Here is a 15,601-nt window from a genome sequence, read left to right as displayed (position 1 = left end):
CCATGCACCGCTGAAAATCACACCTCTAATCCCCGCCAGCTGACGTCAGCTGCCCAACACCCCGAACTGACGTCAAGGCCTCCTGAGGAGAGCAAATGTCGATTACGCGCGGGACCCTGGCTTGTTCTCAGGAGAGCACGATTCACAGCACGTCCTTCGGCCACCTCGCCACTCGCGACGCTGAGAAATCTCCGCGTTCAAAACCGAACCTGAAAACCAGCAGCGATATACGCTTGACGCGTTACCCTTCCTGTTTAGGCAAAAGCAGTAAGGGTAACCCTAGAGCCCGTCGCAGCAATTATGGCCTCCGACAAAGACATTTGCGGGGCCAACCCTCCGGCGGGGTACACCCTGGGCCCGTGACGAATCCAAGCTTTTGGCGAGTATTCCGCAGGCTCTCCGAGGATTGCAGCTAGTGGAGAAGGCGCGCTGCTCCGCGCCTGTGCCGGACCACATCAGGGCACTGGTGAAGGTCTCGCCCTCAGCGGCCCTGCACAACTAGCTCCGGCCCAAGCCAAGCACTGCTTTCTGTCAATCCCGTACGGAGGGGCGTCGCCGCGCCCGTGGGGTATGAGTTTGTCCAAGCAGTGGTTTTACTTAGGCTAGCCTTAGCTAATAAAATTTCTCGGATGACCACGCAGCTTGAATTCGCGCGGGTACCTTTCGCTGCCGATCTTTCGAGCTACGGAACCAGGCCTGCCATCATCGCCGACGGGCTCACCTTGACCTATCAGGGCCTGGCCGAGCGCACCGCGGACCTGGCCAAGGCTCTCGGCACGGAGCGTCGCCTCATTGCACTGGCCGCATCGAACGATGTCGAATCTTTGGTCGCCTATCTCGCCGCTCTTGCGTCCGGAAATCCGTTGATCCTTCTTCCCGAAGACAAGCCAGCGGCGCTGGATTCCATGATCGAAGCCTATGATCCTGACGTTGTGCTGCGCTCGGCCAACGGCCGGTTCAGCCTCGACGAACGACGGCCGAAAAGCAGACACGAACTTCATCCAGACCTTGCCCTGCTGCTAAGCACATCTGGTTCCACAGGTTCACCAAAGCTGGTCAGGCTCTCCCACGGCAACCTGCAAGCCAACGCCGAGTCCATCGCCACATATTTAGGCCTCACCTCGGACGACCGCGCCGCCACCACGCTTCCGATGTCGTACTGTTACGGACTTTCGGTCATCAACAGCCATCTGCTCCGCGGCGGCACCCTGGTACTGACCGGCCTGTCGGTGGTGGACCCATGCTTCTGGGACCTGTTCCGGAATGCGCAGGCCACTTCGTTCGCCGCGGTTCCCTATACGTTCGAACTGCTCGAACGTGTAGGTTTCGCGGAAATGGAGCTGCCCAGCCTCCGCTACATTACCCAAGCCGGCGGCCGGCTTGCGCCCGAAAAAGTCCGTGCCTACGCCGAGATCGGCAAGCAGAAGTGCTGGGATCTCTTCATCATGTATGGCCAGACCGAAGCGACGGCACGGATGGGATACCTTCCTCCGCACCTCGCCGCCGACAACCCCGGAGCGATTGGCATACCTGTTCCCGGCGGCACCTTCCGCATCGACCCCGTCGATGGCTTGGCAGACGGGGAACTGATCTACAGCGGACCGAACGTCATGCTTGGGTACGCGCAGGCACCCCACGATCTGGCCCAGGGCCGTACCGTTACCGAGCTGCGGACCGGTGATCTGGCGCGCAGAAACGACAAGGGACTCTACGAAGTGGTCGGGAGGCGCAGCAGGTTCCTCAAAATCGTCGGCCTCCGGGTAGACCTTGGCCAGGTGGAAAGCCTCCTGACCGGCCTCGGCGTCACAGCGGCAGCCGCAGGCACCGATGATGTCCTGACCGTTCTTGCCGAAGGCACCCACGACATGCAGCTCCTGACCAAAGTTCTGGCCCAAGGCATCGGACTGCCTCGAGCCGCCGTCGACCTCCGCCCAGTCCACGAACTGCCGCGCCTGGGCAACGGGAAAGTCGACTACAGCGCCATCACCGCCCTTGCCGGGCGCAACGGCATCGACACCGATCCCACCACCGCACAACCCGAAGGACAGCGCGCGCCGGGCGCCCCGCCCGGCGCAGAAACCGAGACCATCCGCCGCATCTTCCAAGAGGGGCTTGAGCTCACAGAAATCAAGGGCGGGGACAGCTTCGTATCACTCGGCGGCGACTCCCTGTCATTTGTAGCGGTGTCGGTCCGGTTGGAACGGCTCCTCGGCAACCTTCCCCCCGGCTGGCACCTTAGGACCGTCTCCGACCTGGAAGCCAAAAATCCTGTACCCAATAACCCGGGACAGGGCGCCCGCCCCTCCCGGCAGAAGCGTAGACCCGTTACCTCAGCCATGGATACCAGCATCGTTCTCCGGGCCATAGGCATCATCCTGATCATCAGCACCCATATCGGCCTCTTCGAATGGCAAGGCATGGCGCACGTCCTGATCGCCGCGTCAGGGTTCAACTTCGCCCGATTCCAGCTCAACGGTCACGGACTCCCCAGGCTACGCCGCCAACTCACCGCAGTGGCCCGCATCGCGGTGCCAAGCATGCTCTTCATCGGCGTTGCATACCTCCTCACGGACCGGTACACCGTAGCCAACGTATTGCTGCTCAACGCCCTGATCGGACCCGAGCAGGTCACCACACAATGGCATTTCTGGTTCATCGAGGTCATCGTCTACATCCTCGTAGCGATGTCGGCTCTGCTCACAATCCCCTGGCTCAACCGGGCCGAACGCCGGTTCCCGTTTCTTTTCCCGCTGGCACTCTTCGGCACGGGACTTCTCACCCGCTACGAGGTCATCAACCCGGACATCCCCCATACCCTCCCCGCCCTTTGGCTTTTCACACTGGGCTGGGCACTCGCGCGGTCGCACCACCTCCCGCAACGCATCCTCGTCTCAACGCTCGCGGTCCTCACCATCCCAGGGTTCTTCGACGATCAAAACCGGGAACTCACCATGATCGCCGGGATCCTGCTCCTGACCTGGCTGCCTACCCTGCCCGTGCCCCGCATCCTCAGCAAACCAGCCGCCCTCCTGGCCAGCGCCTCCATGCACATCTATCTCGTCCACTGGCTCATCTACCCCCTCGTGAACCCCATCAGTTCAACCCTTGCCGTAGCGGCCTCCCTCGCCGCAGGCATCGCCTACCGGAGCCTATGCAACATCACGGTCCATGCATATCGCCGGCGCATGCTCCGCAAACCGAAAGTAGGCCGGGAGCCCACGGCGTCCGCTCGCCAACTAACTCCCGTCTAAACCACCGTTTGCTAAGAATGAAATTCGATGGCCCCTCAGTTGCGGGGCGCACGAGGATTCCGAGGGCACCGCGAGGGGTTGATGTCGGCGTTACACGGCAATCAGGAATTTTTCGGCGGTCATTCCAGCACATCGGGTACGACGATGCTCTGCCTTGGCCTCGCTGAGGTCGGCCGGGCCGTCGCGGCTGTGATCCTTTACGGCGCCACACATCGCCGCGCGGGCAGGCAGAGTTACTTGCCAACTCGATGACCAGGGCGGCCGAAGCCGGTCGTTCTGGTGTGATCAACACCCAAGAAGAGGAGGACCCGTACTCGGGATGGGACGGAACCGACCATTAGGCCAAAACCGGCAGGATCGGCATCAGCCACCGCGCCGCCGCCGATCGGCCGGGTTCGCTCCTGGGAAGAAAAGGAGGAAGATTACGTGATGGAGTTTGAACTACGGATCATCGCGGATTGCCCACATAGTGCGCCGGCCCTTGCGCTGCTTCGTGCCTCGCTGGCGGATGAAGGGATTGATGGAGAAGTCCGGGTAGTCGAACTTTTTCGTGAGGAACAGGCCCAGGCGCTGGGTTTCCACGGCTCGCCATCCTTCATCGCCGATGGCCGTGACCTGTTTCCCTCCAATGCGCCTCCTGCCCTGACCTGCCGGCTCTATAGCCGCGGCAGCGGTGTCGGCGGCCTGCCCATGCAGAAAGACATCCAAGCCGCCCTCCGTCAGCTCAACAGCGATACTTAGGCGCGGCGTGACGTTCGTTTGCCGACTCTGGCCCGCGAGCAGGTCAAAGGTCTCAATCCCGCCGAAGGTGACGGTGTCCAGGAGGATGTCCTTGGGTAATTCGACAACGTTGCGTGCTGAGTAGGAAAGCGTTAGCCAGGACGGGCTCCAGCCTGTCAGGCCTCGACTGTCAGTGCCCGGTCACGACGATGAAGAGGCCGTGGATGGGTGAACAATCCCCCGGTCCTTTCCCGGCCGGCGCCGGTGACCGTCAGGTCGACGGCCCGGTTCCAGGGGTTGCCCGAGCTGCCTGCATCTGTCAGGACAAGCGTCCGGCAGCTGTTCACTGTGCTGATCATCGCAATCTCCGGCGCAGGGATGTCTGATCGATGTGTGGTCAACCAGGAGGGGGCGGCTCGGCGGAATTCGCCCACGCGTCGTGGTTCTTGATATGGCGGCCGGTTTTGCCTCGGCTCAGGGCCTGCCGGATCGATATTTGGGTAAAAGCAGACGAAGGGACTTCCGTCGGGGCGAGCGTGAGGTTTTCCTTGGTAAGAGCTGTTTCGATGGCCTTGACTGTTTCCTCTCCGAGCCCAACGACCTCGGTCAACAGTTCCGCCTTTGACCGGCTGATTAGCTGGCCGACGGAATTGACTCCGACCCGAAGCAGGGCGTTAACGGCCTTCGTTGGAAGTGCCAGTTCCGTAACGGGACGAACGCGGTTCAGTTCGCGTTCTCGTAGCCTCCCGTCAAGCGGCGGGGCTAAATTTTTGGAGCCAGCCAGTGGCGATGGACTCCCCGCGCTGCCGGTTGTGTCATGGAGTGCTTTGCCCATGGCTTCTTCTCCGTGTAGTAAAATGCCGCCGTGACGGCCTGTCCGTGGTGACACCATAGGTGTCCGAAGGAAATCCTGCAACCGAAGCGCAGAGGTACGGTGACAAGGCGGAGCATGGAGTGATCAAACTAATGCCATCAACAGTATCGAGGGCTAACATCACGCTGCAATGCCCTCTGCCCCTCCCCCATCCCTGCGTCGCCTGAAGTTCCCGGGCCCGAGGATGGTCGCTGCACACGCTCCCGCAGAGGCCTTCTTAAATGGGGACAGGAGGACAATGCGGGTGGGCTTGGATGGACGAAAGGATATTCGGGGCGTTCGTGACCAACCTATCAATTGAGATGTCCAGCGCGGAGGCCTGAAGGCTGGCGCTGCACGCATAGCGGCTCTGTCAGCTCGGCGGTGAAGTGAATCGTCAGTTACCCGCGCCAACCGTCAAGCCGTGCCCGGCCGACTCCGTGGGGCCCTTGCTCCGTCGGCCCGGTCCGGGGTGAACCGCACATCTACAGACCGGGCAACCATGCCTTTCAACGTCTCTGTTTCCGGACGTATGGCACCGGCATTGCCTGGGGCCCTGTCGCTGCACACCATCGACACCCTGAGCCGGAGCCTGAAGAGTCTCGGGGCCCACCTCGACGACGCCGTAGCCCCCGCCGTGGCGGCAGGTGGCTTGCGGAATAGGAAGATCGGCAGAGCCCGGGAGCTCAGAAGTGCTGGGAAACACAATGGCCGGTATCGTCGGACGTCAAGGCCGCGCAGCAATCAATCCGGGCAGGGAGGAACTGGAATTCCATCCAGGATGCTAGATCCCGGCCGCGGCAGCAACCGCGATTTCCAGTGCGTTTATGGGTTCCCGTTCAAGGATGTCGTTAATATCCGTGCCTATCCCCGCAAGGAATCCGTGACTTGCGGCGGAATGGATTGAGAGCAGCATAGATGGCTGGAAGGGTAGCAGAGCAGCGGAGTTTAGGCTCTGCCGCAGTTCGGTGAGTTTACCCGGCCGATACTCTGCACCCAGCCTGTAAGCCAAGTCCTTGCCCGTGATGACGGCGTTCCCAACGAGGTTGTACGTCTTGTCTTGGTGCTTTTCGGGGTTCCGGGCGATGATGGCCGCTGCTTCCGCCAGGTCGTCCCGGGCAACGGCGGCGACGCCGCCCTGCCCGAAGGGGGCAGAGATGACGCCTTCATGCGGAGTCAGGAGCTAGCCGATCAGCTCAGCGTAAAGACCGTTCCTCAAGATGGTCCACCGCGCCGTTCCGTTGCAAAGGCGGCGCTCTGTCCAGCGGTGCGCCAGTGCGAATCCCAGGTGATCGCCGGCGTCAGTAAGGCTCGTGTAAACGATGTGCCTGACCCCATCTCGTTCGGCAGCCGTGATGGCGTTGTTGTGCCTGGTGATCACGATGTCGTCTTCTTGGGCTCCCGCGGACACCAAAACCAGTGTCTCCACGCCTTCGAAGGAGATCGTTTCGGGAGCGTCGAAGTCGAGGGCCCGGAGCTGGCTGGTGGAGTTTGGGTTACGGGTTGTTCCGGTCGCCGGCGCACCCGCCTTCTTGAGGCGGCCGAGGATAGCTGTGGCAAGGTGGCCGGAGGCTCCGGTAACGAGAATCATGGGCAGGCTCATTTCACTGGTTCTTTTCGGTAACTAGACTCATCATCGGGAACCGAACAAGGGCCCACAAGGAGGCACGTTGGTGTTAGGCAGTCACATGGCAGTAACCCCCGTCCTGGAGCCTTGCGGCGACGCCGCCCACCCGGATTGCGGGATCCGAGACGTCCTGGACCGGATCGGTGACAAGTGGTCGGTGCTGGTCATCGTGGAGCTGGCCTCCGGCGTAAGACGTTTTCGAGAGCTCCAGCGGGCTATCGATGGAATTTCGCAGCGCATGCTGACCCTCACGGTGAGGCGTCTTGAACGCGACGGGCTGGTTTCCCGCACGGTCTACCCCACCGTGCCGGCCCAGGTCACCTACGAACTCACTGAACGCGGAAACAGCCTCACCATGCTTGTCAAACAACTCGCGGATTGGTCTGCGGAGCACAAAGACGCCATCGGCGCATCCCGCGAGCTCTACGATCACCAAAACCCAGACCACCAGATCCGCTAACCCAACCCGACTTCAACAGGGGCCGGTTCACGGCCCTTGGGGGATTCGCGGCCGAGAGGTTTCAAGCCACATCGCGATCGAACTAAGAGCGGCCGGGCCGCCCGTAAGTGATAGGTGAACGGACACGAGCCATCATTCTTGATGGCTCGGCAAGTTCCGTGAAGCCATGCTGGGCATAAAGCCCGTGAGCATCCGCCGTTGAAAGCAAAATCCGCCTCAGGCCCAAGGGTTCCAGATCCGCCATTACACCTGCGGCGAGCATCTTGCCGATGCCCTGACCGCGGGCTTCGGTCGCAACGAACACGTCGCATAGCCAACCAAAAGTAACTCCATCAGTCACGACGCGACCGTACGCTACTTGCTCTCCACTCTCGATGTCGTACACTCCATAGTTCCGGGAGGCATCAATAGCGGCATCTTGCATTTCACGAAACCGACCTCGCGCCCAGTAGGACTGCTCGCTAAGCCACAGGTGCACGCGGGCACGATCAACCCTGTCCGAGTCGGCAGAGAAAAAATATCGCTCAGTCATGACAACACCCTATGGCGAACGGGCAACGTGGTTCACACACTGACCGCCAAAGGTTAAACGCGGGGCTTGGAACAGAGCGGTATACACCCGTATCCCTTCAGGCCGTGGCGTCCTGAACGACGACTGCCGACGACCCTGGTCAGAACCGCAACGAGCACACCACAACATGGGCGTGACCGGATGCCCACATCTGCGGACGATGGATGGCTCGCCCTCGAAGTCCTTGAATTGCCCAATCTTGTCTTCCAGACAAAGACGGGAGACCAGCCCGAAGCGGGGTTTAGCGACGGACGCTCCGTCTAACGGTCAGCGATCCTTGGCAATTACACCGTGGCGTCTTACGCCCCAAATGAAGAGCCTCCGGGAGCCTAGGAGACGTATGACAGGAATCCCAGGTAGATCGGTATTTCCGCGCCCGCGTGGAAGAGCGGTGCGGGGATGATGCTGCCGGAGCTGCGAGTGAGGTAGCCGCCGATGAGACCGAGCGGGAATGCGAACAGCCCAATAAAGATGAGTGCGGAGGCCGTGTAAGTCACGCCGACGTGCCAGGAGGCAAAGATCGCAGCCTGGATACCGGTCGCCCCGTAGGGGCCGAAGGCGATGTTGAGCTTGGACAGCAGCAGCCCCCGGAACATCAGCTCCTCCAGGAATCCATTGGCGGCCGCCGTTGTCAGAAGCGGGGGCGTCAGGCTGAGGTAACGGGCGACGTCGAGGGCGCCTTGAGGGGGCATGAAGCGTGAGTGCGACAAGGCGCCGAAAGTCAGTGCGTAGAACGCAAGGAGCGCGACGATTCCGATCACGTACGCCCTCCCGAATCGACCTCTGCGCAGATAAATTAAGGCCAGCGAACTCCTTGAGATCCAGACCACCACCAGCACGGCGAGGACGGTGAGCAGCAGCTCATCGAGCTCGATGATCACCGTGCCCGAAACCGTCGAAGCCAAGGGGTTCCCGGCGGCCGGAGGGCTGCGCAGGATCCGGCCTGAAAGGAATCCGGGCACGTAGCGATCGGCCACGATGAAAAGGGACATACCGAACAAAGCCAGGGGGATTTCCCAGTAAGCGTGCATGGCGGCACTGCGCCGCGCCAGAAGGGCGACGGCAAGCAACACCGCCGGGACGACCAGGCCGCAGGCGAGGCGAGCGGCATCACCGGGAACGTACCCGGCTGCCACGGGCAGGAATCCGGCCACGATGCAGGCGGCTCCGAAGCGAGCCGCCGGCATCGGGGTGAGCGGCGCTCCCTGCGTGCCAAGAGGGTCTGGAGCTGTTAGAGAGGTTTTCGTTTTCGCCCGTTGCCGGTTAAATGCAAGGTTTGCCGGGCTCTGGTGCTTTGAGTTCATGGCCTACTGCTCCCCGATGGGATGAAAGACGGCGGCCGGTCAACGTGGATCCGTTTGGCGTGCGCCCAAACCACCGCGTTCTGCCCGGCAAATGATATGGCCAGGGCCAAGAGCAGTTCGCCGACTACCAAGCCCTGGGGATGGTGTGAGCTCGGGTCGAAGAGTGCGAACGGCAACCGCATCCCCATCAGAACAGCCCACGCTACAAGCGTCATCGCTGTCCCCTTGACCATCGCGTAGCCGGCATCGGCCCAGACCCGGAACGTTGTCCCCCGCCAGAGACCGGCAGCCAAGCCGATCACAATACCGGCCACAAAAACGGCTGCGCCTCCCACGTCCATGGCGAGAGGTTGGCGCGCCAGTTGCTGGAGCCCAATGAGGCCAAGGCCCGCCGGGAACAGCACCAGCCTTCGAACCCTGAGAGGTTGGGCACGCATCTGGCGGTACAGGACGAAAGCGATCAAAGCCACGTAGATTCCAACGTTGACCGCGAGGCTCCCAAACTGATCCGGGGACATCCTTACACCTTCATGGAGCGTATGTCTTACCGTAAGATGTACGCTACATCCATGCAGGAATCTGTCAAGACCCCCCGGAAACGGAGACCGCGCGGTTCTTTGACCCGGGAGCAGGTAGTCGAAGCAGCGTTGGCGCTAGCCGACGAAGAAGGCCCCGAGGCCCTCACCATGCCGATGCTGGCCCAGCGCCTCAAATGCGGGGTGATGACCATCTACGGCTACGTCGTCAGCAAGGATGAGCTGCTCGCAGCCATCGCCCAACGCGGCCTCCGCGACCTCCGGCTCCCTCACCCTCTACCCGCTGACGCCGCGGAAATCCTACTTGCCTGGGGACGGGCACTTCGCCTGAACCTGCTCGAGCACCCGAGCCTCCCGCTAATCTTCCTCTCCCGCCCGGTCATCGGACCCGGCATCCTGCACGGACTCGAAGCCCTCCTCGGGCCCTTGGCCAACGCCGGAATGCAGCCCTCGCGGAGCGTCCACGCCGTCTACGCGGTCCTGACCTACGCCACAGGATTCGTGGCATGGGAAGTACCACGCACCCACCGGCAGCCGCCAGCGACCTACGCCGCGAGCTGGCGGCGGGAAGTTGCCAGCCTGCCTCCAACCGACCTTCCCCTTCTCGCCGGCCTCCTCGACGAACTTCCAGAGGTCGCCGGCCAGGAACAGTTCGAACTCGGGCTGGCAGCCCTGACCACCGGCCTGACCATCAACCCCTTCCAATAAAGTCCCGTCCAACAACATGCCGCACACCTGCGACTTGCAACAACCAAGAACCAGCCATCAGCAGGTAGGAATGCTCCCCCGAGAGCCACCCTTGCGACCGCGGCCCGCGACGACGTCCATTAGATCTCAGACATGTACCTCCCGGAGTCCGGCCTCCTTCCAACGACAGGCCTGAGGTGAATTACTTTCAACGGTTGCCAGCCGGGCCCCTAGGAGGGCCCGTCTGTATCTCTGGCCAGCCACGTCAGAGCGTCATCCCGTGAGGTGAAGAACCGGGTCGGGCAAGGCGGAATGTGGACGTTGAGGAAGAAATTGGCAATCACACGGTCCACGGGGCTCGCGCCAAGGAGTGCAATCCTGTTTGCGGCACATGGAATGGAGAACACGGCGCGCGCTTCTCGGGCAACGTGCTCCGTGGTCGCCATGTCGACGAGCATGGGGTACTCCGCGCCGCAGGCGACAGTATTGACCGCCGTCATAGCCGCCCGTGCGTCTTGAACTTCGATGCGAACCCTCGGGTTCCACATCAAATGAATAATTCCGTCCGGACGCAACGCGACTGCGCCCTTGCCACCACGAACGATGACACCAGTACCTTGTCCACCCCGCATCGGGGAATCGTACCTTGCAGGTGACCATAGGGTCACCAAATAAAATACAGTTCACCAACCGCATCCGGGTCCCTGGTGCGCATTGCCGCCCGCGGTCTGATGTGGTCTTGCAGGAGCAGGTTACCCGGGGCGCCACCGCCTCCGCGCGTCCTGCCGCCCCATAACGGGCCGGGGAGGGCCGGAAGCCTCAACTTCGCACCGTCGGACACCATAGCCCAGCGCTTCGCCCCCCCTCCCGGGCTGCGTTGATCCGCCTTCAAGTGGGCTTTTGATGAGGGTTCTCAGTTGCAATGATTGATGGAGAATAGTGTTCATGAATGAGGCGAGAATGGGGCGTCAGGGAACGCTGTTATTTCTCATCGATAGGGCTCCTCGCAAATTCGACGGGACGACAGAATACCTGAGAGTGACAGTGGAATTAAAAGGCCTGCGAGCCAACAAAAGCGTTTATGATCAGAGCAAGTGGGCGGGGCTGCTGTCGTTTTTCGAGGAGCTGGCACTCAACAGGCATGGCTGGGACGGTGAAAAGAAGTTTGACTCCGTGGAAGGCGATTTCCGGCTGTGCGCTTAGCACGACGGACTTCTCCGACTTTCCTTCGAGCTCGAGGACTACGTCCGGTCGGCGCCGTGGGTCGCCAAAGGGGAAGTCACCCTGGATCCCGGCCTAGAACTGACCGTCGCACTGGAGGCGCTCCGCGCTTTGCTCGCCCCCACACGACCGTGAGCTGCCCGAAACAAACAACCCAGCTTTACAATCCCATTGTTTCCCATGCCGGCGGCCGGGCTTTGTAGGCCCACCAATACAAGCACAGCTGGGAATGACGTCCAGCCTCCTGGAAACCAACGAACTCCGCCTGCGACGGCTCAGTACCGAGAGATTTGCACGTTTGTGAAACCGGCGGCGGGGCAACCCTCCTCGACTCGCCAGGCCCGTAGTCGTGTTCCGCATTCCGCCAGCGAATAAGCTGGCCCATCGCACCGAGCAGACGCGGAGGGAGTACGAACCTTGATCCAAGCTGCAGAATTGTCGTGTTTTTCCTAACACGGAAAACTCGACACAAAGCAGTCAATTCGTCACCTTGGCCTGGTGTTTGGTCCAGGTGCAAGCACAATTGGGGCAAGAAACAGATTAGCCACAGGGAGGGACAATGGAAGTACCCGCCATCCTCACCGAACGGAACCTCGACGCGGCAGCGAAACTGGTGCACCGCTACTATGCGGGGACCGACAAGCACGGACGCACGGGCACGGGAAGCTACTTCGACGGGTGGGCCGGCAGGGGCGACATGGAAACACGCGATGTCCTCACGGACAGTGATGCCATCGCTGTTAACATGCTCGGCGCGCCCATCCCTCTGAAAGCATGGATTGCGTTGCAAGAACCCACCAGAGCAGCTCGCGTGACAGATATCTTGCGACGGATCCCCACCCACGTCCCGCTAAGCAGCCTCACCCGCGAACAGGCCATCGATCTACTGACGGGAAGTGGACCGGCGATGATTTTGCGGGACGAACTTCGTCGCGATGCGGAAGCCGGGTTGGATATCGGAGCCGCCGCGGCCAGCAGAATCATGGCACGCAAACGATCCGACCTCATCCCCGTCTGGGACATCACCATCGGAAGAGTCACGGGACAACGCAGCTCAGACACCCAGTGGGTAGACTGGCACGCGCTCTTGACCGACGGAACCGGCCTGCCCGAACGCCTCGCCGAGATCCATAAGCTCTCCGGAATCGAACAGGCGATATCGGAGTTGCGGCTTATGGACGTCATCCTTTGGATGTTTGGCAAAGAGCCGGAATTCAGCTAGGTTCGCGCGTAGGCCACATGAGCACCTGCAACAGCGCAATCCACTCGGAAAAGTGTGTTTATGTGCTTTTATGGTTGGTCGGTGCCGCTGGCTGCCTCCTTCTGACCTGATGGCAGGACGAAGCTCTTAACGATACCCAGGTGCTGGATTTCCGCCGGTGGCAGCCCGGCGGCGGCCACGAGTTCATGGAATGATCGACCGCTGCTGAAGCGGTCAAAGACTTCCTTGTTTGGGCAGGTGTCGAGGACAGCGATGCCGTCTTTCGTTTCCACGCAGAGGTGTAGGTCCAGTTGGCCTTCCGGAAGGAGGGCGAGCATGCGGTCGTGCCCGGCAAGTAGCTCAGCCGGGTTCCCCCTGAATATGTACATTCCTAGATACATTTTTCTGCCTCGCTTGTTTCTCGCTGGGTCGCTGTTTTGTTCGATAGCTGTGGATCGGATTTACAGCATCGTGGTTGTTGGTCGCCGCGCGGCCCAGGGATTGGCCCGTTCCAGCTGCGCGGCAAGCCGGAAAAGGGTTGCCTCGGCACCGAAGGCGGCCAGGAAAGACATTCCGACGGGGAGCCCAGCGGAATCGGTGCCCGACGGTATCGACACGGCCGGGTTACCGGTAATGTTGGCGTACTCGCCATCAAACATCAGGAACCGGCCAGCTTCCCGCTCGCCGCGGAGCGGGTCCTCGACCGTCGCCGTCAGTGCGCCCAGCGGCAACGGCGGCCAGCCGACCGTCGGCGTCAGCCAGAGGTCGAAATTATCGAAGAATCCGGCGATCCGCCGGCTAAAGCGCTGCAGTTCCTCCACGCCCTGGAGGTAGTCCGCGGCACTGACCTTGCGGCCGCGTTCGAACAGGACCTCGGTGTAGGGTTCGATTTCGCCCGGTTCGGGCCCGCGCCCTTGCCGGTTCGTCCAGTACCCTTCGATCCAGCTGGCCGCGGCAGCGTATACGGCGCGGAGAGCTCGGTGTCCGGCACGATCCAGCGGTTCAGGATGCGCTTCTTCGACGTGGTGGCCCAGGCTGACCAATAAGTTCACCGTCGCGTCAAAGGTCCGCTGGTAGTCAGGATGGACTGACTGGCCCCTGTTGGGTGAAGCCGTGGCCGCGATTCTCAGGCGTCCCGGCGCGGTCATTATCTCGGCCGTGTAGGGGCGCTGCTGCGGCGGAGCGCAGTATGGGTCACCGGGAGCCGGTCCGGCTACGGCGTCCAACAATGCAGCCGCGTCGCGGACTGTGCGGGTCAGCGCAAACTCGGCCGCGAGGCCGCCCGCGATGTCGCCATATTCCGGTCCGAGCGGAACCCGGCCGCGGGTTGGTTTGAGGCCGAAGAGTCCGCACCACGCTGCTGGATAGCGCAGTGAACCGCCCAGGTCGTTTCCGTGGGCCATCGGGACGAGGCCGGCCGCAACGGCGGCCGCCGACCCGCCGCTTGATCCGCTGGTGGAAAGAGCGATGTCCCATGGGTTGCGCGTTGGGCCATGGAGGATTGGTTCGCAGTGCGGACTTAGTCCGAACTCACAGGTGTTGGTCTTCCCGACGATGGCCAGCCCGGCCCGTTGGAACCGCCGCGCGAGCTCCTGGTCCGTGCGTGAGACGTTCCCCGCAAGCCAACGCGAACCTTCCGAAAACGGTGTCCCCGCGATTTCCAGGGCGAGATCCTTGACCAGGAACGGCACCCCTGGAAACGGATAGTGATCTCCGTTGTCAGGAGGTGTGTTTCCGGCCAGGGCGGGCAAACCGTCGTGCGCCGGGTCCAGCTCGAGGATCACGGCGTTCAGGGCAGGGTTCATTACCCGGATGCGTTCCCTCGCTTCCGCAAGCAGTTCACCGGCGCTGACCTGGCCGGAGCGGACTAAATCGGCTTGCTCCGTTGCATCCATCCAGCGGAGTTGTTCATCCACTGCGACCTCCCTGGGCGGCATTACGACACTCCCTGTCAGCCCAAGGTTCTACGCCCGGAAACTATGGCCGGAGAGTCCACGCGGTGCGGGGCCCAGCCGTACGCAATTCTATTCCCTGGCAGCCACAAGCCACCTTCGGCTGACGCTACATTCCGGGCATCAGGCCCAGTTGCCCCATCATCGACGCGACGTCAGGATGAGCCCGGAAGGAGACGATCTTGCCGTCCCTGATGGAAGCAAAATAGGTTCCTGTCCCGACCACGGACTTGCCCGTCGCGGGAATTTCCTGGTCTCCCATCCGCAACGGACCGGTATTCGTTCCGGTGAACTCCACTTCCGCCGCCACGTCGTCATCGCTGACCACCCTGCTCGTGGTCTTCACGTGCATATCCGGGAAGGCCGAGAACCACGCGTCCATGTAGGACTGGACCTGATCCCGCGTGTGGAAGGGCTCCGCGGCCATCACATCCGAAAAGGTAAAATTATCGGCCAGCAGGCCGGCGAAGCCGGCCGTGTCATGCTGGTCCCAGGCCGCCATCCCGCGGTCGTCAAGCTCCTCAACTTCAGCGCGTGACATCACACATCTCCTCCTTGAAAATGTCCTGACGCGGTTCATGCTAGACCTGCCAAGGCACCAGTCAATGGGTCGTTGGTCCCTTATCTCCCCACCACCGTCGCGGGTGAAGTCAGACAAGTTAGGCACGCAGAAAAGGCAAGGATCCGCGTCCGGAAGGCATCGACGCCACAAACACGGTCAGCGTGCGCAGGGCAGCCATGGGCGCACAGCCGTTTCGCATCGGTCAAGATGATTCAAGGCAGGCTTTGAGCGATGCGAGCTGGCTGACCTCGGCGCCCATGGTGCGTTGTATCAAGGGTCCGGCCAGTTTCATGAGGCCCTTGGGCTGCACATCGAGAGTGAATCTCACGAGGGTCCCCCTGGCGTCCTGGGTCAGTCTGTATTCCCCGACGGGACGCGCCGGGCCGGCTACGACATGGAACGCCAGGTATTCCCCAGGCCGGGCTTCCGTAATTTCGTAGTCTCCAGCCACCGGACGGCCTCCGGGACCGGTAAGCGTCTGCTGGTAGATGGCCCCGACGCTGCCGCCAGCGCCGCTTCGCAGGCTGATGGCCTGAACACCCGAGCGCCATTTCGGGTTGTTCAATCCATCCGCGAGGAACGCATACACCGCCTCAGGTGAGCGGTCGATGGTGATCTGATTTTCTGCGTGGGCCATAGTTATCCTTCCAACAACC

16 protein-coding genes are annotated in these 15,601 nt (G+C 61.8%); 6 read left to right on the top strand and 10 right to left on the bottom strand.

Annotated features, from left to right (window positions below):
- Positions 1 to 629 precede the first annotated feature (629 nt).
- Together LDO14_RS09085 and LDO14_RS09080 are read left to right on the top strand one after the other, a co-directional pair.
- A complete protein-coding gene (locus LDO14_RS09085; protein WP_223994933.1) occupies positions 630 to 3,251 on the top strand; it encodes an AMP-binding protein in 2,622 nt (873 codons plus the stop codon).
- A 429-nt stretch (positions 3,252 to 3,680) separates the two neighbouring features.
- On the top strand, positions 3,681 to 3,992 hold the full coding sequence (locus LDO14_RS09080) for a hypothetical protein (protein ID WP_223995168.1): 312 nt from the start codon (positions 3,681 to 3,683) through the stop codon (positions 3,990 to 3,992).
- A 376-nt stretch (positions 3,993 to 4,368) separates the two neighbouring features.
- Here LDO14_RS09080 and LDO14_RS09075 read toward each other — a convergent pair whose 3' ends face one another.
- Both LDO14_RS09075 and LDO14_RS09070 read right to left on the bottom strand, forming a co-directional pair.
- Positions 4,369 to 4,806 (bottom strand): DNA-directed RNA polymerase subunit alpha C-terminal domain-containing protein, encoded by a 438-nt coding sequence (locus LDO14_RS09075; protein ID WP_223994931.1) that lies wholly within the window; start codon positions 4,804 to 4,806, stop codon positions 4,369 to 4,371.
- Positions 4,807 to 6,007: 1,201 nt separating this feature from the next.
- A complete protein-coding gene (locus tag LDO14_RS09070) occupies positions 6,008 to 6,415 on the bottom strand; it encodes an NAD(P)H-binding protein (RefSeq protein WP_223994930.1) in 408 nt (135 codons plus the stop codon).
- Positions 6,416 to 6,512: 97 nt separating this feature from the next.
- Here LDO14_RS09070 and LDO14_RS09065 point away from each other — a divergent pair, with 97 nt between their 5' ends.
- Positions 6,513 to 6,911 carry a helix-turn-helix domain-containing protein gene (locus LDO14_RS09065; protein ID WP_223994928.1) on the top strand — a complete coding sequence of 133 codons (399 nt, stop codon included), beginning with the start codon at positions 6,513 to 6,515 and terminating at the stop codon, positions 6,909 to 6,911.
- An 82-nt stretch (positions 6,912 to 6,993) separates the two neighbouring features.
- Here LDO14_RS09065 and LDO14_RS09060 read toward each other — a convergent pair whose 3' ends face one another.
- The 3 genes from LDO14_RS09060 to LDO14_RS09050 all read right to left on the bottom strand — a co-directional run bounded on the left by LDO14_RS09060 (position 6,994) and on the right by LDO14_RS09050 (position 9,304).
- Positions 6,994 to 7,443, bottom strand: coding sequence for a GNAT family N-acetyltransferase (locus LDO14_RS09060; RefSeq protein ID WP_223994926.1), 450 nt, complete (start codon positions 7,441 to 7,443; stop codon positions 6,994 to 6,996).
- 368 nt (positions 7,444 to 7,811) lie between these two features.
- Complete coding sequence (locus tag LDO14_RS09055) at positions 7,812 to 8,786, bottom strand: CPBP family intramembrane glutamic endopeptidase (protein ID WP_223994924.1); 975 nt, start codon at positions 8,784 to 8,786, stop codon at positions 7,812 to 7,814.
- Positions 8,783 to 9,304, bottom strand: coding sequence for a hypothetical protein (locus LDO14_RS09050; protein ID WP_223994922.1), 522 nt, complete (start codon positions 9,302 to 9,304; stop codon positions 8,783 to 8,785). The genes LDO14_RS09055 and LDO14_RS09050 overlap by 4 nt, the downstream gene beginning before the upstream one ends.
- Before the next feature lie 51 nt (positions 9,305 to 9,355).
- Here LDO14_RS09050 and LDO14_RS09045 point away from each other — a divergent pair, with 51 nt between their 5' ends.
- Positions 9,356 to 10,030, top strand: coding sequence for a TetR/AcrR family transcriptional regulator (locus tag LDO14_RS09045; RefSeq protein WP_223994920.1), 675 nt, complete (start codon positions 9,356 to 9,358; stop codon positions 10,028 to 10,030).
- Positions 10,031 to 10,239: 209 nt separating this feature from the next.
- On the opposite strand, the gene LDO14_RS09040 is transcribed toward LDO14_RS09045, so the two are convergent.
- The gene (locus tag LDO14_RS09040) at positions 10,240 to 10,557 is read right to left on the bottom strand and encodes an STAS/SEC14 domain-containing protein (RefSeq protein WP_223995166.1); all 318 of its coding nucleotides are present in this window, start codon (positions 10,555 to 10,557) and stop codon (positions 10,240 to 10,242) included.
- 397 nt (positions 10,558 to 10,954) lie between these two features.
- Here LDO14_RS09040 and LDO14_RS09035 point away from each other — a divergent pair, with 397 nt between their 5' ends.
- Positions 10,955 to 11,212 (top strand): DUF6228 family protein, encoded by a 258-nt coding sequence (locus LDO14_RS09035; protein ID WP_223994918.1) that lies wholly within the window; start codon positions 10,955 to 10,957, stop codon positions 11,210 to 11,212.
- A 577-nt stretch (positions 11,213 to 11,789) separates the two neighbouring features.
- Positions 11,790 to 12,452: a DUF6308 family protein gene (locus tag LDO14_RS09030; RefSeq protein ID WP_223994916.1), complete on the top strand. Its 663-nt coding sequence runs from the start codon at positions 11,790 to 11,792 to the stop codon at positions 12,450 to 12,452.
- Positions 12,453 to 12,520: 68 nt separating this feature from the next.
- Here LDO14_RS09030 and LDO14_RS09025 read toward each other — a convergent pair whose 3' ends face one another.
- The 4 genes from LDO14_RS09025 to LDO14_RS09010 all read right to left on the bottom strand — a co-directional run bounded on the left by LDO14_RS09025 (position 12,521) and on the right by LDO14_RS09010 (position 15,582).
- The gene (locus LDO14_RS09025; RefSeq protein WP_223994914.1) at positions 12,521 to 12,769 is read right to left on the bottom strand and encodes a hypothetical protein; all 249 of its coding nucleotides are present in this window, start codon (positions 12,767 to 12,769) and stop codon (positions 12,521 to 12,523) included.
- Between the two features lie 123 nt (positions 12,770 to 12,892).
- Complete coding sequence (locus LDO14_RS09020) at positions 12,893 to 14,347, bottom strand: amidase (RefSeq protein WP_223994911.1); 1,455 nt, start codon at positions 14,345 to 14,347, stop codon at positions 12,893 to 12,895.
- 145 nt (positions 14,348 to 14,492) lie between these two features.
- Positions 14,493 to 14,924 carry an ester cyclase gene (locus LDO14_RS09015; protein WP_223994909.1) on the bottom strand — a complete coding sequence of 144 codons (432 nt, stop codon included), beginning with the start codon at positions 14,922 to 14,924 and terminating at the stop codon, positions 14,493 to 14,495.
- 223 nt (positions 14,925 to 15,147) lie between these two features.
- On the bottom strand, positions 15,148 to 15,582 hold the full coding sequence (locus LDO14_RS09010; RefSeq protein ID WP_223994907.1) for an SRPBCC family protein: 435 nt from the start codon (positions 15,580 to 15,582) through the stop codon (positions 15,148 to 15,150).
- Positions 15,583 to 15,601 lie beyond the last annotated feature (19 nt).

This window comes from Arthrobacter sp. NicSoilB11, assembly GCF_019977375.1.
In the GTDB taxonomy this organism is placed as follows: Bacteria; Actinomycetota; Actinomycetes; order Actinomycetales; family Micrococcaceae; genus Arthrobacter.
The sequence above is the reverse complement of the archived record's forward strand: the minus strand, read 5'-3'. Positions and strand labels throughout refer to the sequence as shown.